This is a genomic window from Campylobacter sp. LR291e, from assembly GCF_008633915.1.
Lineage (GTDB): Bacteria > Campylobacterota > Campylobacteria > Campylobacterales > Campylobacteraceae > Campylobacter_D.
The window spans coordinates 16609-39203 of sequence record NZ_VJNV01000002.1; the positions used below are offsets into that span (position 1 = coordinate 16609).

The window sequence follows — 22595 nt, forward strand, 5'->3', positions numbered from 1 at the left end:
ATGTGCGGAATCGTAGGTTACATAGGCAAAAATGAAAAAAAAGAAGTGATTTTAAATGGGCTTAAAGAACTTGAATACAGAGGTTATGATAGTGCTGGAATGGCCGTTTTAAAAGATGATGATTTAAGTTTTTTTAAGGCTGTTGGAAAGCTTGAAAATTTGGCAAATAAATGTAAAAATTTCACAAGCGATGGCTTTGGACTTGCAATAGGGCATACAAGATGGGCTACGCATGGAAAACCTACTGAGATAAATGCCCACCCTCACCTTGGGCAATATTCTTGTATTATACATAATGGTATTATAGAAAATTATAAAGAATTAAAAGAAAAACTAGAAAATAAAGGCATTAGTTTTTTAAGTCAAACAGATACTGAGATTGTCGTACAACTCTTTGAATATTATGCAAGGGAAGAAAAGGACGCATTTAAAGCATTTACAAAATGCGTTAAAGAGTTAAAAGGGGCTTTTGCTATTTTGTTAATTACTAAAAAAGATAAGGAAAAAATATTTTTTGCAAAAAATGCTGCCCCTTTGATAATAGGTAAAAAAGAAGATGAAAGATTTTTTGCCTCTGGCGATGCAGCTTTGATAGGACTTTGCGAGGAAGTTTGTTATTTAGAAGATTTAAGTTATGGTTATGTAGATAATAAAAAAATAGTACTTTTTGAAAATGACAAAGAAAAAAGTATAAGCTTTTCTAAGCTTCATTCTAATAAATTATACGCTCAAAAAGATGGCTTTCGCTTTTTTATGGAAAAAGAAATTTATGAACAAAGTCGCGTTTTAAGCGAGGTTTTAATGGGAAGAATTGATGGGGGGAAGGTTATATTTGATGAGCTTTTAAACAAGGATTTAAGCAAATTTGATGAGATTACGCTTTGTGCTTGTGGGACAAGCTATCATGCAGCCTTAACTAGCATGTATTTATTTGAAAGAATAGCTAAGATAAAGGCAAGGGTTGAAATAGCAAGTGAATTTCGCTATAGAGAGCCTTTAATAAAACAAAATAGCCTTTTTGTAGTAATTTCTCAAAGTGGAGAAACAGCTGATACCTTAGAGGCCTTAAAGATCGCAAAAAAGGCAAATGCTTTTACCCTTGCAATTTGCAATGTGGATAATTCAAGTATAGTAAGATTAGCTGATTTATCCTTGCTTACAAGGGCTGGTATTGAAAAGGGGGTTGCTTCTACAAAGGCCTTTGCTACACAAATTTTAACCCTTTGGATGTTAGCAATTTATATAGCACAAAAAAAGGATTATAAGGTAGAAAATGAAATTAATGCCCTTTTGCATACGCCAAATTGCGTTGTAGTAAAGCAAGAATTGCACGAAAAAATTCATCGCCTTAGTAAAAGATATCTTGATGGACATGGCTTTTTTTACATAGGAAGAGATATTTTTTATCCATTAGCTTTAGAAGGGGCGTTAAAGCTTAAAGAACTTTCGTATTTACATGCAGAAGGCTATCCAGCCGGTGAAATGAAACATGGACCTATAGCCTTAGTAGATTCAAAACTTTATACTATAGTTTTAATGCCTGAGCATTGTTTATACGATAAAACTCGTTCAAATGCCCAGGAACTAGTGGCACGCGATTCAACGCTTTTAACAATTTCTCCTATAGAATTTGATTTAAGCGATGATTTTATAAAGATAAATGAACAAAGTCATCAAATGTGTGAATTCTTTGAAATGATGATAATAATACAACTTCTAGCTATGGAAATTTCAATTCGCCTAGGAAACGATGTAGATATGCCTAGAAATCTTGCAAAGAGTGTCACGGTGGAGTAAAAAGTGCAAAGCTATTTTGCACTTTTTATAAGTTTTAAGAATTTTAAGGAACAAGTTTTTAAAAAGCTTTTTTTAGAATGTTTGATTAAATAATTAGCTACTTCTTTTCGCCCAAACATAATAGCAAAAGAAAAGGGCGTCATACCTAAGCCATTGTTTTCATCGATATTTGCCCCATATTCAACAAGCAGTTTTACCATATCTAAATGCCCTTTAAAGCACACACCAGCTAAGGGAGTTTGTCCTCTATCATTTTTTTCATCCACATTAGCACCCATTTGTAAAAGCATTTTAGCTACATTTAAAGCATTATTATAGGCTGCTAACATTAAAAGTGTATCGCCTTTATGAGTTTTTAAATTTATATTCAAACCAGCATCTAGCATTATTTTTAAATTTCTACTATCATCGTTTCTTGCGTAATCAAAGGCCATTGCACAAAGCTGACTAAACCTTTGTTCTTCTTGAACGCTTAAAATCATCTTTACTCCTTTTTAATTTTGCCACTAAAAAAGTGGCAAAAAATTATTTTGAAAGTGCGTCTTTAACGCCCTTTGCATAGCTTGGGTCAATTTTTTCAAAATGCCTTAAAGCCCTATCTATAATCACTCCATCAACGCCTTGCATAGAATCAGCTATATTGCTAAATAATGCTTTCTTTTGGGCTTCGTCCATGATGTTATATAACGCCCTTGGTTGTGTATAAAAATCATCATCCAAAGGGGCATATCTTTGTGCCTTATCGCCTATATTTAAATCAGGTTCAAGGTACTTTTTATCTTCTTTTGGACTTTCAGCAAAACTATTTGGCTCATAATAAGCACCACAATTTTTATATTCATCAAAATTCATAGCACCTGCTACATTATAGGTATTTATTTCAACCCTTGGGCGATTTACAGGGAGTAGGTGATAATTTGTTCCTATTCTGTATCTTTGGGCATCTGGATAGCTAAAAATTCTAGCTTGAAGCATTTTATCAGGGCTAAAACCTATACCATTTACTATATTGCTAGGACTAAATGCTGCTTGTTCTACCTCGTTGAAATAATTTTTTACATTTTTATTAAGCACCATTTCACCGATATCTATTAAAGGTACTATGCTGTGAGGCCAAGTTTTAGTTAAATCAAAAGGATTAAAACCAAGTTTATCAGTTTCATTTTCGCCTAAAATTTGAATTTGTACCTTCCATTTTGGAAAATCACCCCTTTCAATAGCTTCTACTAAATCTCTTTGATGACTTTCTCTATCCTTTGCTACTATCTTAGCTGCTTCTTCATTAGTTAAATTTTTAATGCCTTGTTGAGTTTTAAAGTGAAATTTCACCCAAAATCTTTCATTTTTAGCATTTATAAAGCTGTAAGTATGTGAACCAAAGCCGTGCATATGGCGATAACTTGCAGGGATACCTCTATCGCTCATTAAAATAGTAACCTGGTGTAAGCTTTCAGGGCAAAGTGTCCAAAAATCCCAAGCTGCATTACTTGAACGCAAATGAGTTCTTGGGTCTCTTTTTTGAGAATGTATAAAATCAGGGAATTTATAAGCATCTCTTATGAAAAAAGTAGGGGTATTGTTACCTACAAGGTCCCAGTTTCCTTCTTTTGTGTAAAATTTAATAGCAAAACCTCTAACATCTCTTTCTCCATCAGCCGCACCTGCTTCTCCAGCCACGGTTGAAAAACGTATAAATAAAGGTGTAACTTCATCTTTTTGAAAAATTTTAGCCTTAGTATAGGCTGAAATATCCTTTGTGATTTTTATCTCACCATAAGCACCACTTCCCTTAGCATGAACTGTTCTTTCAGGAATTCTTTCTCTGTTTTGATGTGCAAGTTTTTCAAGCAAAATATAATCTTGCAACAATAAAGGACCCTTATTGCCAGCACTTAACGAATTTTGATTATCCGCAACTATATTACCAAAATCATTTGTTAATGTTCTCATTTTTTCTCCTAAATAATAAAAATTATTGATTGAAAAATTATATCACTTAAAAATAAAAATAATATTAAATAATAAAAATTATTGATTATAAAAATAAATTATTTTAAATGTCATATTTTTTGTGATATTTGGCTTAAAATTATATAATTTAATATTATTTTAAAAAAGTTAGTATATAATGATTTTGCTGTTTAAACATAAATGGCTACTTTCCTTTCGTTATACATTCCTTGTATTTTAACATTGTGTGTAGTTTTATAGCTACACACTTTTTTATACTATGCTTTATTAATCAAAAATTATTATAATGTTTAGTTTTAAATTTTTAAAAGGGTAGTTTTGAAAAAAATTTATATAGCTTTTTTATGTAGTTTTGCTTTATTATTATGTGCTTGTTCTACTAAGGAAGCAATTATAGAAAATAACACAATCATAAGTGAAAATGAATTTGATGAATTTGAAGAAGAATTTGAACAATACGAGATAAACGACCCCTTAGTAGGATATAATAAAATGATGACTAGCTTTAATGTAGCCCTTTATACTTATGCTTTTCGCCCCGTTTTAAAAGGCTATGAATATGTTGCACCAAAGCCTATTAGAACAGGGGTTAGAAATTTTTTTAGTAATCTTTTAGGGCCTTTAAGAATAATCAGTCAAACCCTGCAATTTAAATTTGACAAGGCAAGTGATGAAATAAAACGTTTTTTAGCAAATACTATTTTAGGACTTGGTGGAATTTTTGACTCAGCTACTGATATGAAAATTCCAAAACACCCAGGCGACATAGGAACAGCCTTTGCAAGTTGGGGGATAAAAAGTGGTTTTCATATAGTTTTGCCTATTTTAGGACCTAGCAATTTAAGGGATTTAATAGCCTTGCCCTTTGATTGGTATCTATCGCCAACTGCTTATTTAGATGATGTTTGGTTGAGATGGGGGATTAGTGTTTATGGTTATGGTAATGAGTTGTCATTTAGAACAGATGAAATTGATGAAATTTATTATAATACGCCAAATTTATACCCATTTTTACGCGATGCTTACGAACAAAGTCGTATAGAGCTTAGCAAATAAAGGAGAAAAAATGAAAAAAATACTATTATTTTTAAGTCTTAGTTTGGTACTTTTTGGCCTAGAACTTAATAATATAGAAAGTGTTATGCAAACAAATATAGATAAAAGTTTGCAAATTTTAAAACAAACTCAAGGGGACAAAAAACAGGCTGCAAGTACAATATTTGCAATATTTGATGATATTATTGATTATAAATTAATGGCTAGACTTAGTCTTTCAAAATATTATAAAAATTTAGACTCGGTCCAGCAAGAAACCTATAATAAGGCTTTTGAAGAAAGTCTTAAAAAAAGTTTTACTGATAAACTTAGTCTTTATAAGGACCAGACTTTAAAGGTTAAAAAAGGCGAGTTAAAAAATGAAAAGAGATATTTTTTAACTAGTGCTATGGTGATTGATGGAGAAGAAAAGAATGTAGTTTTTAAATTTTATAAGGAAAATAATGATTGGTTAATTTATGATTTTGATGTTTTAGGTATTAGCATAGTTCAAACCTATCGTTCGCAATTTGGAGATATCTTAGAAAATGAAAATTTTAATGCCTTGTTAAATAAATTAAATACGATTATCATAGAATAAAATGTTAGCTCGTATCCTTAAAATTCTAATAAATAACGCAAAAATAACCTTTTTTGCGACCTTAGCACTCTGTCTTTTTTTAAGCTTTTTTGCCTTCAAATTAAGCGTTGATGCAAGTGCTGAGAGTTTACTTTTAGAAGATGATAAGGATTTAAAGGTATTTAGGGAACTTTCAAAGCATTATAAAAGTGATAATTTTTTAATGTTAGCCTTTAAGCCAAGTGATGAAAATCCATTTTCAACGCAAAGTTTAAACGAGCTTGAATCCTTGCATAAAAGCTTAGAAGAAATTTTTCAAGTTAAAAAGGTTTTAAGTATCATAAATGCACCCCTGTTGCAAAGCACAAATGAAAATGATTTAAAAGAACTTTTAAAGCATATTCCTACTATAAGGGATGAAAATATAAATTTCAAAAAGGCTAAGGATGAAATTTTAAATAGTCCTTTTTATAGATTAAATTTAATCTCAAAGGATTCTAAATTTTTGGGTTTAATTATTTATTTAGAACCTGATTTAACCTACGCAAATTTGATTGAAACAAGGGATAGTACTACAAATGAAAATGAAAAGGCAAAGTTAAGACTGGCAATTAAAAAGCATCAAGATAAACAAAGAGAACTTGACAAACAAACCCTTATAAGTATTAAAGAACTAGTTAAAAGTTATGAAAATAAAGGTCACACGCTTTATTTAGGTGGCATAAATATGATAGCTGATGATATGATTGCTTACATAAAAAGTGATTTAGCACTTTATGGATTGTCTTTAATATTCTTGCTAGGTTTTGCCTTATGGTACTTTTTCCGTTCTTTTTATTTTATAATACTGCCATTATTTATTTGCTTTATATCTTTAAGCAGTGCAAGTGGACTTTTTGCATTATTTGATTTTCAAATCACGGTTATTTCTTCAAATTATGTAGCCCTTGTTTTAATCATTACACTAAGTGTTATAGTGCATTTAATAACGCATTTTGTACAAACTTCTAGTAAGTACCCAAACGCAAAATTAAAACGCGTAGTACTTCAAACCTTATTAGCAAAGGCAAAGCCTAGTTTTTTTGCTATATTTACTACAATTATTGGCTTTTTATCTTTGATTTTTTCTAATATCCAGCCTATTATTCAACTTGGTATTATGATGAGTATAGGCATTGCTTTTTCACTTATTTTAAGTTATCTTTTTTTAGCAAGTATGCTTGTTTTATTTAATATTAGAATTTACAGATACAAAGATTTTAACGCAAATTTTTTAAATTTTTGTGCAAATGCTAGTTTAAAATATAGAAAAATGATTTTTCTACTAGCTATTATTGGCGTATTTATTGCACTTTGGGGTATTAGTTCTTTAAAGGTAGAAAATTCGTTTGTGAATTATTTTAAGGATGGCAGTGATATAAAAAAAGGCTTATTAGTCATTGATAGAAATTTAGGTGGTACCATTCCCTTAGAAGTAGTGATTAATTTTGAAGAAGAGAAAAAAGAAGATTTAAATAATGAAAATTTAGACTTTGAAAGCGAATTTAATGAACTAGCAAAGCAGGATACTTATTTTTTCAATGCTAAAAAAACGCGTATTGCAAAAAAGGTGCATGAATTCTTAGCGAATAAAGAATTTGTAGGTTCAATTTTAAGCTTAAATAGCCTTTTGGAACTTGGTAAAAAAGTAAATGATGGCAAGGAGTTAGATGATTTTGCCTTAGCTTTTTTAAATGAGAATTTGCCAGGTGAGTTTAAGCAAGAATTATTATCTTCTTATGTTAGTATTGAAAATAACGAACTTCGCTTTGTAATGAGAATAGTTGACTCAGATACTAAGCTTAGAAGAAATGAATTTTTATTAAGCTTAAATGATGAGTTAAAAGAACTTTTAAAGGATGATGGGGTTAAATTTCAATTAACAGGCATTATGCTTTTATATAATAACATGCTACAAAGCCTTTTTGCGTCGCAGTTTAATACGCTTTCCTTTGTGATTTTAGCTATTTTTGTGCTTTTCGTGCTTATTTTTAGAAATTTAAAATTAGCCCTTATTGCAATCTTAGTAAATGTTATACCTTTAAGTATAGTTTTTGCCTTAATGGGAATTTTTGAAATTCCTCTTGATATAATGAGTATAACAATAGCAGCTATTGCCATTGGAATAGGCGTTGATGATGCCTTGCATTATATTTATCGCTTTAAAGAAGAAATAAAACACAAGGGTATTAAATACTCAATTAGAACAACACATCTAGCAGTGGGCTCAGCCCTGTATTATACAAGCATAAGCATCATCTTAGGCTTTAGCGTTATGCTAACTAGCAATTTTATACCTACTATTTATTTTGGAATTTTGACTATTTTTGTAATGTTTTTGTTATTAAGTGGAAGTTTATTTTTACTTCCAAGCTTTTTATCAACCCTTACAAAGCCAAAAAGATATTAATCAAAATACATACTAAAGGCTGTTACTACAACAAAAAGCACTATTACTATAAGCATATATTTTATAAATGTAGTCATTACATATTCCTTTTTAATTTTTTAAGTATAGGCTTTGCAACCTTTATAGCACGACTTCTGTGTGAAATTTGATTTTTTTCATTTTCACTTAGCTGGGCTAGGGTTTTATCGTAATTATCAGGTATAAACATACTATCATAACCAAAGCCATTTTTACCCTTTTGCTGAGTGATTATTTTACCATAAAGAAAGCCATGAGTTGAAAAATCTCCAAATTTAGAACTAATGGCTATAGCACAACAAAAATACGCCTTACTTTCACTAAGCCCTAAGGTTTCGAGTTCTAAGGCAAGTTTTTCCTTATTAGCCTTATCATCTTTTACACCAGAAAAACGGCTTGAAAAAATTCCAGGTCTTCCATGCAAAATATCAACACAAAGCCCACTATCATCACTTAAAACGACAAATTTTTCTTTGTCTTTAGGGGTTAATAGATTAAAAATTGCCCTTGATTTTATTAAGGCATTTTCCTTAAAAGAAGTACCATTTTCTTCTATATTAAATTGCCCTGAAAGTTCGTTTAAAGAATAGCATTTATAAGACTTTAAAAGTTCTTTTAATTCTGCAAATTTGTGTGCATTATTGGTTGCTAAAATAATCTTCATTGTCTCTCCTATGAAATTTTAAATCTAATCTTAGCTAAAAAGACTTTAAATCTTAATAATGAGTTAAAGCATTTAATAGTAAACTTATATTTTTTAAATAGGACAAAAAATGTTAAAAAATATTTTCATCTTATCTTTTATAGTAGCTACTAGATTTTTTGGGCTTTTTATAGTTTTGCCTGTGCTTAGTTTATATGCTTTAAATTTAAAGGGGGCAAATGATTTTTTAATCGGTATGCTTGTTGGAATTTATGCTCTTACTCAAATGCTTTTACAAACTCCCTTTGGTATGTTAAGCGATAAAATAGGGCGTAAAAAAACTATGCTTTTTGGGCTTTTAATATTTATAATAGGTTCTTTGGTATGTTCTTTTGCAAGTGATATTTATATGATGATTTTTGGACGCTTACTTCAAGGAAGTGGAGCGATTGGGGCTGTGGCTACTGCTATGATAAGTGATTTTGTACCAGAAGAAAAAAGAGGTAAGGCAATGGCTATAATGGGCTCGTTTATAGGAATTTCCTTTGCTACCTCCATGCTTATAGCTCCTATAATGAGTGCTAAATTTGGACTTTCAAGCCTTTTTGATTTAAGTGCAATATTAAGCTTTTTATGTATAATCTTGCTTTTTGCTTTTTTACCAAAGGAAACAAAAATCATCCACCACAATGAAAAAACGCCACTTTTGCACCTTTTTAAAGATAAAAATTTAGCCCTAATGAATTTAACAAATTTTATGCAAAAAATGCTTATGAGTTTAGCTTTTTTAAGTATTCCTATAGTTTTGGTTAAGGGTTTTGGTATCTTTAAAGAAGATGAACTTTATAAGGTTTATATCTTAGCAATGCTTGCAGGTTTTTTTGCTATGGGCTTGGCTGGAAGTTTAGGTGAAAAAAGAGGGCTTAGTAAGCAAATTTTAATACTTGGCGTTTTATTTTTTATATTAAGCTATGTACTTTTTGTTGTGTGTTTATTGGCAAATTTTAGTTTAAGCATAGCAAATGGTGTTTTTATCGTTGCTGTTGTTATATTTTTTATAGGTTTTAACTTACACGAACCTATTATGCAAAGCTGTGCTTCTAAATTTTGTAAGGTTAATGAAAAGGGGGTTGCCTTAGGCATTTTTAATTCTTTTGGTTATTGTGGAAGTTTTATAGGCGGACTTTTAGGAGGGCTATTTTTTAATAATTTTGATATTTTATGTATCATACTAGCCTTTTTTTCTATCATTTGGCTTATTTTGCTTTGTTTTTTAAAAAATCCAAGCGAGTTTAAAAATCTTTATTTATCCTTAGATACTAAGTTAAATTTAAATAATCAAATTTTAGGCATAGTTGATATTTATAAAAATACAAAATATTTAGTTATAAAATTTGATAGTAAAATAATAAATGAGATCAGCTTAAAAGAAATGTTAAAAATTTAGTGCAACTAGCTTTTGTGCAAATAAAAATATAGCTTTTAATCTCTTTGAAAAAAGTATAATAAATTTCTTTTATCACGAAAAAAAATTTGCAAAAAATTATAATTAAATTATATGATAAATGGGAAAAACTAGAAATTAGTGAAAAATTAAATAATGACGATAGACAGGAAATATTATATAAACTACAAAGACAATAAGGTATAGTGACAATAAAGGTGTTTTAATTAAAAATTATGATATAAAACAATATTTTTCTCATACAACTTTGTGGAATCAAACGGATTTTGTAGATGTGGAAAATAAAATGGCTAACAATTATTATCTTGGTAATATAGGTGATGTTAAACTTGATTTTTGGGAATTAAAAGATTAAATATGAAAAAATTTTTATTGCTTTGTGTATTTTTAGTTGTTAATGCAAATGATATTAACAACACATAAAAATTTGATGAATATAATAAAATAGCTATAAAAATGGGATTTATATACAAGGTAGATAGAGAGTAATATCCATATGAGAAAAAGGTAAAACTTTCCAAAAAAATTGGTTTAGAATATTGTATAAAAGGCGATTATTTTGAAAAAGAACTTTATAATTTAAATTTGGTTTTACAACATATATATACTAATACATATATTTATTATACTAAAAAAATTGATTTTTAGATACTTAAATAAGGTATATTATGAAAATTATTTTATTAATTTTTTACACTTTTTCTTTTGCAATAGCTATTGAAACTATGAATGTGTTAGAAGAGTATAAATAACCATATGCATATGAACAACGAGTTATAGCTTTAAAAAAAAGAGGTTTTGAATATTGCTTAAAACTTATTAAAAGTAATTATTATCCATTGTTATCAGATGATATATATCAAATTAACAATTATTTTTTAATTAAACATTTTGAAACTAAAATAGGTTTAAATAATAAAGAATGGTTAAATAACGATAAAAATAAGTTTAAAAAATTTATTTGGAAATTAAGATTGTCAGTAAATATGAAAAATACATATTCTATGCAATGCCTTGATATATATAATAATTCAAAAGAATATCAAGACGAGATTGAGCGTATAGTTAAAAAATATTATAAAAATTGTAAGTAATATAAAATCTAGAAGTATATAAATAAAAAAATTTGCAAAAAACAAACAATAAACTAAGACGCTATATTTAAATTTGAGCCTATTTCTTTGTTTTGTGTATAAGCACTAAATACATAATTATTTTTTGCTAAATTTGAAATAGTATAGCTTGAAGTCGTTGAAGTGTTTATTTTTTCGGGTGTATCTACTTCAAAGCCTTCTTCTTCGTTTGAATTTTGTGTATCCTTTTTTTCCTCAAGTTCGGCCTTTTGTTCTTCATTTTTTTGAACCCTTGCCTCACTTTCCATTTTTAAGGCATCATTTGCCACCCTATAATCTTGTGGACTAGGGTCAGCCGGTGCCATGGCAGCAGCATAAATTTTTCTAGCATTTACTATAGTTTGTTCAGGTGTTCCACCTTTTTTCATACTAATAGGTACCTCACCAGCCACCGCATACATTTGATTATCAGGTCCCTTTTCATAGCTATAATTTGCACTACCAGTAAGCCCTCCACCAGCTGCTTGATGTGCTGCTTCGTGTGCTCTTACTTCTCTATCTATTTGTTGCAGTTCTTTAACCTGCCTTAACTCGCTATCATTTAACTCAACGCCGTTTATTTGCGTGGTGTCTTCTTGGTTTGTAGAATTTGTATCTTCTAAATTTTGTGAATTGTAAAAAGAAAAGGTATTATAAAGATTTGAATTAATTTGCATTTTTTCTCCTTTTCTTTGATTTTTAATCATTTTACTTTAACTTTGCTTAAAAATTTATACAATTTTTTGTAAAATATGTCAAATTTTTAACAAAGGATAAAAGATGATTTATGAAAATAATTTTTTCTACATAGAAAAAGAAGAGTCTCAAATTCCATGGCTTAAAATTTTTACAAAGAAAGAATATAAAGAACTTAGCCATTGTCCAAAAAAGGTCCAAAAAAAGCTTTTTAAGCTTGTTTTAAAAGCAGAAAAAGCAATGCTAGAATTTTATAAACCTGATAAAATCAATATAGCATCCTTTGCAAACTATGTACCAAGGGTTCATTTTCATGTAATGGCTCGCTTTAAAGATGATGCTTTTTTCCCAGAATGTATGTGGGGAAAGCAGCAAAGAGAGATTAAGTCTTTAAATTTGGCTGATTTTAATGATTTTGTATCATTTTTGCACAAAAGGCTTAAAAAATAATTTTTGTTAATTTATAATTTATATTGCAAGGTTAAAATTACATATAATTTTCAAATTAAGGAGAAAAAATGAAAAAAATTTTACTTAGTTCGCTTGTAGCGGTTAGTTTGCTTAGTACTTCGCTTTTAGCAAAGGAATATAGCCTAGATAAAACTCATACTGATGTTGGTTTTAAGATTAAACACCTTGGTATTAGTAATGTAAAGGGAAATTTTAAGGATTATTCTGCAGTTATTGATTTTGACTCAGCGAATTTTACCTTTTCAAAACTTGAAGCAAATATTAAGGTAAATTCTATTAATACAGAAAATACTTCAAGGGATAAGCACTTATTACAAGATGATTTTTTCAAAGAAAAATCTCATCCAGAAATTAAATTTGTTATGAAAAAATATGAAAAAATTAGCAATGAAAAGGGTAAGATGACAGGGACCTTAACCATGATAGGTGTTTCGAAGGATATTAGCTTAGATACTGAGATTGGTGGTGTTGCTAAGGGAAAAGATGGCAAAGAAAAAGTAGGCTTTACCCTAAATGGTAAGATTAATAAAGATGAGTTTAATCTTGCAAAAGATGCTAGTACTTTAGGTAGCGAAGTAAGCCTTAGTATAGAGGTTGAAGCTAACGAAAAATAATTTTTACAAAGACTTAAAGTCGTTGCTTTAAGTCTTTTAAACTTTGTGTTAATTCCTTTGTGTTATTGCTCCAAACTATTTTAAAATCTAGCTTAAATTTTTCATCTTCTATGCTAAACTCTTTATTTCTAAGTAAGGATTCTAAAAAAGCTAAGTGTTTTAAGGCCTTGTTTTGATTTTCAAAAACTAATACAAAATCATCATCACTTACAAAAATTTTTGTCTTAAATTTTCTTAATACCTTGCCAAGTTGCCTCAAAATAAGCCTTTTGTAAGCAGTTTGTACATAATCAAATTCATTAAAATGAAGTAGGGCAATTACAAAATTTTCTTTATTTTTTAGGTAGTATCTTAGCATTTTTTGATTGGGTAATTTTGTCATTTCATCATAAAAAAAGGCCTTATATAGCTTAAAAATCAAATACACAAAAAAGACAAAACTTGCAAATTCAAAGTACGAACAAAGGCTTAATCTTGTATATAAAAATTGAACAAAGGCTAAAATATAGGCTAGTAATAAATAATACTGCATACTTTTAATACATCTTGCAAGAACTAAAAAAGCCATTATTGAAAAGATAATAAAACCAAATTCGCTAAGTGGGGTAAAAATGCTTAAATTTATGATTTTTACCTTTGAAATTTCACTTAAAAAATTGGTATTCTTGCTTAGAAAAATGCTAATAAACATAAAGACAATCAAGCATAAAAAATTTATTAAATTTTCTTTGCAAAATATGATTTTATTTTCTTTGCTAAGGCATAAAAGTCCAAATAAAAGTGGCAAGAAAGTAAAATTAATTAAATGTGCTTGATAAATGCTCGTGTAAAGATAGGTACTTTTTGCTATTAAAAGTCCAAGGCTTATAAAAAAAATGCGAGTATAAAGAAAGTAAAAGGCTAAGCAAATAACGATAAAATCAAAAATCAAGCTAAAATTTAATACAAAATTCAAAGACTTTCCTTATAAAAAACATATTTTATAATAAAAAAGCTAATATTTTAATATTGTAATAAATTTTGCTATAATCAACTTTTTTAAGGAGAAAAATGTATAAAATTTGCTTTTGTTTAATACTTCTTTTTACTTTTTTAAATGCAAAACCAAAGCAAGTTATAGAAGAACTTTCTAAAAATGCTTTTTTGAATTTTGATATTTTAGCACCTGTAAAATTAAGTCATCATGGGCAAGATTATGAAATTTATATTGCTAAGACTAAAAAAGAGGCAAAAAATTATAAGGTATTGTATTTTACAGACGCAGATGCCTTTTTTCCAAGTTTTTTAAATTTATACGATAAAAACGATGATTTAATCTTAGTAGGCATAGGATATGGTAAAAATTTAGCCTTTCATAAACAAAAAAGAATGAAAGATTATACGCCAAAAATAAGTGGCAGCGAAGTTGGTGGAGGAGATAAGGAATTTTTAGTCTTTTTAAAAGAATTTTTAATGCCTTATATTAAAGATAATTTTGCTATAAATGAAAATTACCAAGGATTTTTTGGTCATTCTTTTGGAGGCTTATTTGCCTTAAATACCTTACTTAAAGAAAGTTCTTTATTTACTCATTATTTTATAATTAGCCCATCGCTTTGGTGGGGAGAAAGTGCTTTTTTACCCACAAAATTAAGTCTTTTAAATTGTCCAAATATCTTTTTAGCAAAGGGTAGCTTAGAAAAAAACACGCATTCTTTAAAAGATTCAAAAATAAATATTAATGATTTAGCCACAAAATTAAGGCAAGATAGTAAGTGCACAATAAATTTGCATATCTTTGAAAATGAAAGCCATGGTAGCGTTATAAAAAAGGCCATGAAATTTAGCCTAGATAATTTTTAAAATTCCTTTTCAATTTGTCTGTATTCTGGCATAAAATTTTCTATAAAGGCATAAAATTCTTTGCTGTGATTTGGAAATTTAATATGGGTTAATTCGTGTAAAATAACATATTCTATACATTTTAGGCTCTTTTGCATAAGCTTAATATTTAAATTTATATAGCCTTTTTTGTGATTACAAGAACCCCAGCGAGTTTTCATTGTTTTAATGCTTAAATGCGTGTAGTTTAAATTAGTCAATCTAGCATATTTTTTAAGATAAAAAGAAAAAATAAGTCTTGCATTCATTTTTAAAAATGCGTTTAAATGCCTTTTAGATGGGCTATTTATGCAAGTTTTATTAAAAAAAGTTTTTTTAAAAGAAGGGTTAAAATTTAATTCATAGCACTTATTTAAAAAATAAAAATTTTCATCCTTTTTATAATTTTTTTCTACATTTTCAAGCCAAGTTTTATTTTTATCTAAAAAATTATAAACTAATTTTTGAGAGGTTTTTTTAGGGATACTTAGATAAAAAAAGCCCTCGTTAAATTTCAAATGCAAATACTTAATAGGCTTGATTTTATAGTAAAACACTCGCCCTTCATAAAAAAAACTTTCTAGCATTTATACAAGAACCTTTCCTTGCCATTTTTTACTTTTCCAACGATAAGAATTTGCAAGTCCTCTAAAAAATTCATCAGCACAAAAACCTATCCAAATGCCTAAAATTCCAAGATTCATATTAAAGCATAAGAAAAAGCCAAGTGGCAATGAAACTCCTATCATAAAGATTAAGCCACTAAAAAATGGAAATTTTGCATCCCCGCTTGCCCTTAGGGCATTTACCATTATGATATTAAAGGTCCTTGATAATTCTAAAAAGATTGAGAGTGCAAAAAGTGGTATCATAATCTTTCGTAAAGTCTCATCAAGTTTTAATAAATCCATAGTAAAATCTTGTAAAGCAAAATTAAGCACAGCCACAACTCCACTTGCTAACAAGCTTAAATACAAGGCCATCCAGGTATGTTTATAAGCTATCTCATTGTATCTTGCCCCTACTAATTTTCCTATTATTATCTCATTTGCTATGCTAATTGCTTGACCTATTAACATTATAAGCATAGAAATTTGAAAATATATAGTTTGAACGCTTAAATTTTCTTTTCCTAAACTTGCTACAAAGCTAAAAGCTATGGTGTATTGGACTATCCATATAAGATTTTCACCAGCTGAAAAGCCACCTATATTAAAGATTTTTTTAAGAATTTCTTTTTCAAAGGCTATCATTTCTTTAAATTTAAGATAAATTTTAAGTTTAAAAATAAGTATTAAAAGTAGTAAACTTACTACCACAATTCGCCCTGCTATGTTTGCTAGGCCAACCCCAAAGAGTTCTAAATTTGTATAGTGAAGTACGAAAAAATTGCCAATAACAATTACTATATCCATTAAAAAGCCAACGCACATAACCCAGTAAGCAAGATTGTAAACTCTTACAATGGCTGCTAAAACAATGGCTATAGCGTCAAAAAACAAACAAATTCCAAGCATATGCAAATAAATAGTACTATCTTTCATAAGCTCATTTGGAATTTGCATAAGTTTTAACAAAATTTCACCCTGCCACACTATAAAAAAGGCACAAGTAAAGCCAAGTAAGGCATTTAAAAAAAGGCTTTGATGAATCACCTTTCTTGCTATTTGTTTATCCTTTGCCCCTATTGCTTGTGCGATTACTACGCTACAACCTATGCTTAAAAAATTAAAGATTGTAAAAAATAAATCTGTTATTTGATTTCCAGCCCCCATTGCCCCGACTAAGAAATTTGAGTAATGAGAAACCATAGCTGTATTTATGATTAAGGATAAAATTTTAGATAACATATCCCAAAAAATAGGAATGCTAAGCTGTCTTAATGAGAGTTGTTTTTTAGGCATTAAAATACCTTTTTGCCATTTATAAAATGAGCCCTCACCTCTCCAAAAATTTTATCTTTTGCATATAAACTGCTTGAATTTAAAGTTAATTTTTTATTTTCATCAAAAAGTACTAAATTTGCTACCTTGCCAACTTCTATTTTTCCACTATTTAAACCAAGAAGTAGGGCAGGGTTAAGGCTTGTGATTTTACAAAGTTCTTCCCAGCTAAAATTATTATTTTTAATCAAAAAGGTATAACAAAGGCTTATAAATTCGCACACACTATGAATTCCAAAGGCTGCCTCATCAAAGGATAAATCCTTTAAGCTTATGGATTTAGGAGAATGTAAAGAGCTTAAAAAGCTGATTTTGCCATTTTTTAGAGCATTTTTTAGAGCCTTTGAATCGGCTTTTGAGCGAAGTGGAGGTAGTATCTTTGAAGAGGTATTAAAGTCATCACACGCACTATCATCTTTAATTAAATGGTGTATACTAGTCATTACAAGTTCGTTTTCTAACAAATTTAAAGAATCTTTAAGGGTAATAATATCAAAAATCACCCTTGCCTTATAAAATTTAGCAATTTCTTTTATCTTGGCTACCTCGCTTGTTTCAGCCACCTCGCTAATGCCAACAAGACCTAACTCAAAGCTTTTTTCACACTCATTCATAACCCCATTATCATCAAAATCCATATTTAAGCATTGGGCGAAAATAGGGACATTTTTCATAAAGGCATATTGTGCAGCCATTCTTAAAATATTTGCATTAAAACTACTTTGAAGTTCGATTCCAAAGGCACCTTTATTTATAAGAGTGGCTAAATTTCTAAATTCATTTTCTTTATTTAAAACCTTAATACTTGCAAAAATTTCTATCTTTTTTTGCCTTAAATTTTGTAAAAACAAGGCAAAACTTTCTTCATCAAAATACATTTCATCTCTTAAAACTATGCTTGAAATTCCACTCTTTAAGCATTCATTTTCTAAAAGTTCTAAATTTTCAAGGCTAAATTTATTATTTTTAAGATTGATATTTAAGTCTATAAAAGAAGGGATTAAAGTTAAGCCACTAGCATCAAAACTTTCACCTTTTAAGGAATTTGCAGGGGCTATTGTACTTATAAGTCCATTTGAAATTTCAAGGTCTTGTTCTTTTTTTCCATAAATTTTTGCATTTTTTATAATCATTTTTTATCCTTTAGCAAAGTACTTAGAGCGTCCTTTACATTTTTACCATTTAAAACAGCAACTACTTCATTTACAATAGGCGTATAAATATCATTTTTTTTAGCTAATTCTTGCAAACCATAAGCAGTTGGGATTCCTTCTATTACTTCTTTTAATTCTTTGATAATCTCATCCTTGCTTAATCCTTTACTAAGCATTAAACCACAGCGATAATTCCTTGAAAGCGTACTAGTTGCAGTTAAAAATAAATCTCCGGCCCCACTTAATCCTAAAAAAGTTTCTTCTTTAGCTCCAAAGAATTTACCAAATCTATGCATTTCTATAAGACCTCTTGATATCAAAGAAGCCCTAGCGTTATTGCCAAGATTTAGGCCATCACTTATTCCACTAGCAATGGCTAATACATTTTTATACGCCCCACATATTTCAGCTCCCTTTATGTCGCTATCAATATAGGTTTTTATATAGCTTGGGAAAAAACTAGCAAATTTTTTACAAAGTTCTAAATTTTCACCACTTATAACAAGGCCACAAGGAAGTTTTTGCATAACCTCGCTTGCAAAAGAAGGACCACTTAAAACGCAAAAATTTTCTTTATCTACAAATTTTAAAAATATCTCATCTAGGAAAGAATTAGTACTTATATCAATGCCCTTTGAGGCAAGTAAAATTTTTTGATTTTTATTTTTAAAATGTTCTTTTAGCCAGGGTAAAATTCCTTGAGTACTTAGTACAAATATTAAAAACTCGGCCTTTAAGGCCTCTTCAATACTAACAAAGTCCTTTATATTTTTTTTAGAATATGAAGTAATTACACAAGAATAATTTTCATTAATTGCATTTTTTAAGGCAAGTCCCCATTTTCCAGCACCGATAATTGCGATTTTATCCATAAATTTAGCCTTGATTTTTTAATCTTAATTTTAACAAAGTTTTATTAAAAGTTAGGTTTTAAGTATAAAAATTTACAATTAAATAAATAAAGAATTCACGCTTTCATTATGATAAATTCTTCGTATAACCTCGGCAAATATAGGAGCTACGCTTAACACCTTTATATTTGGTAGTTTATTTTTTAAAGGAATGGTATCAGTTACTACTATTTCATCGATAATGCCCCTTGATATTCTATCGTAGGCTTCTCCACTTAAAACAGCATGGGTACAACACGCCATAACAGATTTTGCACCCTTGTTTTTCAAAGCCTGTGCAGCTTTTACAATGGTACCAGCAGTATCAATTATATCATCTACTAAGATAACATCCTTATCTACAACGTCCCCTATTATATTCATAACCTCGCTTTCATTTGCCCTTTCTCTTCTTTTATCAATTATGGCAATATCAAGCCCTAAATTCTTTGCTACGCTCCTAGCTCTTGCAACTCCACCTATATCAGGGCTTCCTATAATGGCATTATCAAAATGCTTTGATTTTATATAATCATTAAAAATTATACTCCCATAAAGATTATCAACAGGAATGTCAAAAAAGCCTTGAATTTGCCCGGCGTGTAAGTCTATAGTAACTATTCTATCAATACCAGCAGATTCTATTAAATTTGCTACTAATTTTGCAGTAATAGGCACTCTAGGATTTGCCTTTCTATCTTGTCTTGCATAGCCAAAATAGGGCACTATTGCAGTGATTGAATTTGCACTTGAGCGTCTAAATGCATCAGTTAATATTAAAAGTTCCATTAAATTATCATTTGCAGGGGCACAGGTACTTTGTATTATAAAAACATCCTTTCCTCTAACGCTTTCATCGATTTGAACGCTTATTTCTCCATCGCTAAATCGTTTAATCCCGGCATCACTTAAAGGAAGTGAAAGATATTTTGCTATTTGTTTTGAAAATTCAACATTTGCTGTACCTGAAAAAATTCTATAACCACGCATTTAAAACCTTAAAAATAAAATCGCCAAATTCTAGTAAAAGAAAAATTAAATTTTGCTTTTAAAAGGTAATTTTTTCATAGTAGCTACCCTTTATAGAAAAAACCTTTTTAAAATAATCACTTTCTGGAATCAAATCAGCATTGCCCACATAAAGTCTACCTCTATCAGTTAAAAGCTTGTGAAATTTTTCTAAAAGCTTCATTCTTGATATATTATCAAAATAAATAATCATATTCCTAGAAAGTATAATGTCAAATTTTCCAAGCTTTTCAAAATGGCTATTAAAGACATTGCAAAGTTTAAAATGGCAAGTACAAAGCTCATTTTTTTTAATGCGAAATTCCTCATTTTTTTCTTCTGTAAAAAAACGTCTTTTTTCACTTTCGCTTAATCTTTGTAAGGTTCTCCCTTGATATAAGGCAAGTTTGGCCTCGTTAATTACTTCTGTGTTTATATCTATGCCTACAATGTGTAAGTCTTTAAATAAAATTTGAGCTGCTAGTATGGCTAAGGAGTAAACCTCTTCACCACTTGCACATGGTGCACTTAAAATATTTACACTTTTTTCAAGGCTTTTTGCGTATTTTATGATTTCTTTTAACTGGGTTAATTCCCTTAAAAAATAGGTTTCGCTAATGGTTACAAAATCAATTGTTTTTTGTTTTAAATTTTTATTTACCCTAAGTCCACTTAAAAATTCATCAACACTTCTTACACCTAATTCATTTACAAATTTATCTAGCTTTAAAGCTATAATATTTCTTTTGTCATTTAAATCAATGCCACTTATATCATTAACAATCTTAATAAATTCATTTAAATCTCTATCATTAAAAATAATTTTATCCATATTACTCGCTTTCTACAAAATGTAAAATTTCTCTTTTTAATTCTTTTAAACTCATAGGCATAAGTTTAGGATTTAAATCCTTTGCCCTTTTTGGCATACCATAAACAACGCAATCTGCTTCATTTTCACAAAGGCATTTAACCTTGGCATTGTAAAGATTAAGTAAGCCATGAGCCCCGTCATCTCCCATTCCTGTCAATAAAATCGCAAGGAATTTATGAGCACTTGCATAATGAACTGCTGAATTAAAAAGCAAATTAATATTTGGCTTAAAATTTGTTTTAGTATCGCTAAAACTAGCACTTAATGTTAAAGAACCACTTAAAATAGTATTTGTTTGACAAATATAAATTCTATTTTCTAAAATTTCCTTATCATTAAGCAAGGCTACTTCATTTAAGGCATCTTTGTCAAATTGATTAACAAAAGAAGGGATAAAATCAGGCTTCATATGTTGTGCTATAATTACGCATGTATTGCCTATATCAATGTCCTTTAACAAAAATTTAAGTTGGTTTGGACCACCAGTTGATGAACCTATTAAGATAATTTTCATTGTGTTTTCTTTCAAAGAAATTTAAAGTTTTATAAAAATGTGTATTTTATCACATAAAATAAAATAAAGTTTATTTTTGCAAGTTTTTTAAAAGAAAATAGCTATTTTTATACTTTATTGTGTTAAAATTCCAAAGTTCTAAGATAAATTTTTTGGATAAGACATGTTAAAAGATAAAATTTACATAGCAAGTGACCATGCTGGATTTGACTTAAAGACCCAAATTTGCACATTTTTAAAGGATGAAAATTTAAATTTTAAAGACCTTGGAACTAATAATAAAGAAAGTTGTGATTATCCTGATTTTGCTCATTTACTAGCTAAAAATATAGATGAGACAAGTTTTGGCATTATAATTTGTGGCTCTGGAATAGGCGTTTCAATAGCTGCAAATAGACATGAAAATATAAGATGTGCTTTATGTAGTGAAAGTTTAAGTGCAAGATTAGCAAGAAAGCATAATGATGCTAATGTACTGGCCCTTGGAGGTAGATTAATAGGCATTAGTTTAGCTATTGATATTATTACAAATTTTATAAATACACCCTTTGAAAATGGACGACATATACAAAGAATTCAAAAAATCGAGGTAAATAAATGAATCATCCCGTGGCAAATTGGCTCATTTTAACAGTGCTTGTGTGTGCGACAATTTATCTTGTCGTAATGTTGTTTTATTATAAAACCTTGCTTAATAAAGAAAAATTCTCAAAAGATTTTATTAAAAATAATCTTGATGATACTGAAATTATCATTAGAAAACTACAAGTTCAACTTCAAAGAAGTTTAGGAAATATAGATATTTTAACTGAAGAACTTAACAAAATCAAAGCGGATTTAACCTCTTTAAGAACAAGGAATTCACAATATCGCTTAGAAAATGATAAGTTAAGACAAAGAATCAAAGAACTAGAAGCTAAGATAGAGGCCCTATTATGAAAAAACTTAATAAAAATGGAAAACAATATTTACTCAGTAGCATTAGAGTTGTGTCAAATTTTCCCATTGAAGGTGTGCAGTTTCGCGATATTACCACGCTTTTAAATGATAAAGATGCCTTTATGTTTTTACTTGAACATTTAAAAGATTACTATGAAAAAAAAAGGATTGATTTTATAGTAGGCGTTGAAAGTAGGGGTTTTGTTTTAGCAGCAGCTTTGAGTGCTAAGCTTAGCATCCCTTTTGTTCCAGTTAGAAAGCCAAATAAACTACCCTTTTTAAAATTTTCTTGCGAGTATACCTTAGAATATGGACAAGAAACACTTCAAATTCACCAAGATGCCTTTCGTGGTATGAAAAATCCAAAGGTTTTATTAATTGATGATGTGCTAGCTACAGGAGGTACTGCAATTGCAGGTTACAATCTTATAAAAAAAGCAGGTGGAGATTGTATAGGGGCTTGTTTTTTAATGCATTTAAGCGAATTTGATGGGCTTAAAAAGCTTTCAGAATATACAAAAGTTTATAGCGTTTTAGAACTTTAAAGGAGTAGTTTTGAAAA

The 22595-nt window shown here is 29.1% G+C and carries 23 protein-coding genes; 11 read left to right on the forward strand and 12 right to left on the reverse strand.

The genetic code is table 11. From position 1 onward, the window contains the following. Positions 1-1797, forward strand: coding sequence for a glutamine--fructose-6-phosphate transaminase (isomerizing) (glmS, locus tag FMM58_RS00745; protein WP_150141765.1), 1797 nt, complete (start codon positions 1-3; stop codon positions 1795-1797). An 11-nt stretch (positions 1798-1808) separates the two neighbouring features. Here the strand turns inward: glmS and FMM58_RS00750 are convergent, their stop codons facing one another. Together FMM58_RS00750 and FMM58_RS00755 are read right to left on the reverse strand one after the other, a co-directional pair. Then, complete coding sequence (locus FMM58_RS00750; protein ID WP_150141764.1) at positions 1809-2279, reverse strand: ankyrin repeat domain-containing protein; 471 nt, start codon at positions 2277-2279, stop codon at positions 1809-1811. Positions 2280-2322: 43 nt separating this feature from the next. Continuing rightward, a complete protein-coding gene (locus FMM58_RS00755) occupies positions 2323-3747 on the reverse strand; it encodes a catalase (protein WP_150141763.1) in 1425 nt (474 codons plus the stop codon). Between the two features lie 411 nt (positions 3748-4158). On the opposite strand from FMM58_RS00755, the gene FMM58_RS00760 reads away from it, so the two are divergent. The 3 genes from FMM58_RS00760 to FMM58_RS00770 are packed head-to-tail and all read left to right on the forward strand — an operon-like array spanning position 4159 to position 7832. Beyond that, positions 4159-4824 (forward strand): VacJ family lipoprotein, encoded by a 666-nt coding sequence (locus FMM58_RS00760; RefSeq protein ID WP_150180300.1) that lies wholly within the window; start codon positions 4159-4161, stop codon positions 4822-4824. Between the two features lie 10 nt (positions 4825-4834). After that, the gene (locus FMM58_RS00765) at positions 4835-5404 is read left to right on the forward strand and encodes a phospholipid-binding protein MlaC (RefSeq protein WP_150141762.1); all 570 of its coding nucleotides are present in this window, start codon (positions 4835-4837) and stop codon (positions 5402-5404) included. 1 nt (position 5405) lies between these two features. Continuing rightward, complete coding sequence (locus FMM58_RS00770; RefSeq protein WP_150141761.1) at positions 5406-7832, forward strand: efflux RND transporter permease subunit; 2427 nt, start codon at positions 5406-5408, stop codon at positions 7830-7832. 76 nt (positions 7833-7908) lie between these two features. Here the strand turns inward: FMM58_RS00770 and rdgB are convergent, their stop codons facing one another. Further along, positions 7909-8514, reverse strand: coding sequence for an RdgB/HAM1 family non-canonical purine NTP pyrophosphatase (gene rdgB, locus FMM58_RS00775; protein WP_150141760.1), 606 nt, complete (start codon positions 8512-8514; stop codon positions 7909-7911). A 109-nt stretch (positions 8515-8623) separates the two neighbouring features. Between rdgB and FMM58_RS00780 the strand changes: the two genes are divergently transcribed. After that, complete coding sequence (locus FMM58_RS00780; protein WP_150141759.1) at positions 8624-9940, forward strand: MFS transporter; 1317 nt, start codon at positions 8624-8626, stop codon at positions 9938-9940. A 1165-nt stretch (positions 9941-11105) separates the two neighbouring features. Here the strand turns inward: FMM58_RS00780 and FMM58_RS00785 are convergent. After that, on the reverse strand, positions 11106-11747 hold the full coding sequence (locus FMM58_RS00785) for a putative metalloprotease CJM1_0395 family protein (protein ID WP_150141758.1): 642 nt from the start codon (positions 11745-11747) through the stop codon (positions 11106-11108). A gap of 103 nt (positions 11748-11850) precedes the next feature. Here FMM58_RS00785 and FMM58_RS00790 point away from each other — a divergent pair, with 103 nt between their 5' ends. Together FMM58_RS00790 and FMM58_RS00795 are read left to right on the forward strand one after the other, a co-directional pair. Beyond that, positions 11851-12216 (forward strand): HIT family protein, encoded by a 366-nt coding sequence (locus tag FMM58_RS00790; RefSeq protein ID WP_150141757.1) that lies wholly within the window; start codon positions 11851-11853, stop codon positions 12214-12216. Between the two features lie 68 nt (positions 12217-12284). Beyond that, positions 12285-12851: a YceI family protein gene (locus FMM58_RS00795; protein WP_150150970.1), complete on the forward strand. Its 567-nt coding sequence runs from the start codon at positions 12285-12287 to the stop codon at positions 12849-12851. A gap of 13 nt (positions 12852-12864) precedes the next feature. On the opposite strand, the gene FMM58_RS00800 is transcribed toward FMM58_RS00795, so the two are convergent. Then, positions 12865-13806 (reverse strand): hypothetical protein, encoded by a 942-nt coding sequence (locus FMM58_RS00800; protein WP_150141755.1) that lies wholly within the window; start codon positions 13804-13806, stop codon positions 12865-12867. A gap of 95 nt (positions 13807-13901) precedes the next feature. Between FMM58_RS00800 and FMM58_RS00805 the strand changes: the two genes are divergently transcribed. Beyond that, the gene (locus FMM58_RS00805; RefSeq protein ID WP_150139454.1) at positions 13902-14693 is read left to right on the forward strand and encodes an alpha/beta hydrolase; all 792 of its coding nucleotides are present in this window, start codon (positions 13902-13904) and stop codon (positions 14691-14693) included. Here the strand turns inward: FMM58_RS00805 and FMM58_RS00810 are convergent. The 7 genes from FMM58_RS00810 to FMM58_RS00840 all read right to left on the reverse strand — a co-directional run bounded on the left by FMM58_RS00810 (position 14690) and on the right by FMM58_RS00840 (position 21094). Then, entirely contained in the window at positions 14690-15298 is a 609-nt protein-coding gene (locus FMM58_RS00810) for a M48 family metallopeptidase (protein ID WP_150180281.1), read from the reverse strand. The two genes, FMM58_RS00805 and FMM58_RS00810, sit on opposite strands and share 4 nt — an antisense overlap. Next, positions 15299-16615, reverse strand: a complete 1317-nt coding sequence (locus FMM58_RS00815; RefSeq protein ID WP_150139458.1) for an MATE family efflux transporter — start codon at positions 16613-16615, stop codon at positions 15299-15301. Continuing rightward, a complete protein-coding gene (locus tag FMM58_RS00820) occupies positions 16615-17787 on the reverse strand; it encodes a metal-dependent hydrolase (RefSeq protein ID WP_150139460.1) in 1173 nt (390 codons plus the stop codon). The genes FMM58_RS00815 and FMM58_RS00820 overlap by 1 nt, the downstream gene beginning before the upstream one ends. Then, complete coding sequence (locus FMM58_RS00825; RefSeq protein ID WP_150180282.1) at positions 17784-18680, reverse strand: NAD(P)H-dependent glycerol-3-phosphate dehydrogenase; 897 nt, start codon at positions 18678-18680, stop codon at positions 17784-17786. The genes FMM58_RS00820 and FMM58_RS00825 overlap by 4 nt, the downstream gene beginning before the upstream one ends. Before the next feature lie 78 nt (positions 18681-18758). Further along, a complete protein-coding gene (locus tag FMM58_RS00830) occupies positions 18759-19688 on the reverse strand; it encodes a ribose-phosphate pyrophosphokinase (RefSeq protein ID WP_150139464.1) in 930 nt (309 codons plus the stop codon). Positions 19689-19746: 58 nt separating this feature from the next. After that, positions 19747-20538 (reverse strand): CheR family methyltransferase, encoded by a 792-nt coding sequence (locus FMM58_RS00835; RefSeq protein WP_150180283.1) that lies wholly within the window; start codon positions 20536-20538, stop codon positions 19747-19749. A gap of 1 nt (position 20539) precedes the next feature. Further along, positions 20540-21094: a CheB methylesterase domain-containing protein gene (locus tag FMM58_RS00840; RefSeq protein WP_150180284.1), complete on the reverse strand. Its 555-nt coding sequence runs from the start codon at positions 21092-21094 to the stop codon at positions 20540-20542. 163 nt (positions 21095-21257) lie between these two features. Here FMM58_RS00840 and rpiB point away from each other — a divergent pair, with 163 nt between their 5' ends. From rpiB to FMM58_RS00855, 3 genes are read left to right on the forward strand one after another with little or no spacing between them, the layout of a single operon-like run. After that, entirely contained in the window at positions 21258-21695 is a 438-nt protein-coding gene (gene rpiB / locus FMM58_RS00845; RefSeq protein ID WP_150139470.1) for a ribose 5-phosphate isomerase B, read from the forward strand. Beyond that, positions 21692-22033, forward strand: a complete 342-nt coding sequence (locus FMM58_RS00850) for a coiled-coil domain-containing protein (RefSeq protein WP_150139472.1) — start codon at positions 21692-21694, stop codon at positions 22031-22033. The genes rpiB and FMM58_RS00850 overlap by 4 nt, the downstream gene beginning before the upstream one ends. Beyond that, positions 22030-22578, forward strand: a complete 549-nt coding sequence (locus tag FMM58_RS00855; protein ID WP_150139474.1) for an adenine phosphoribosyltransferase — start codon at positions 22030-22032, stop codon at positions 22576-22578. Before FMM58_RS00850 ends, FMM58_RS00855 begins: the two co-directional genes overlap by 4 nt. Positions 22579-22595: the final 17 nt, after the last annotated feature.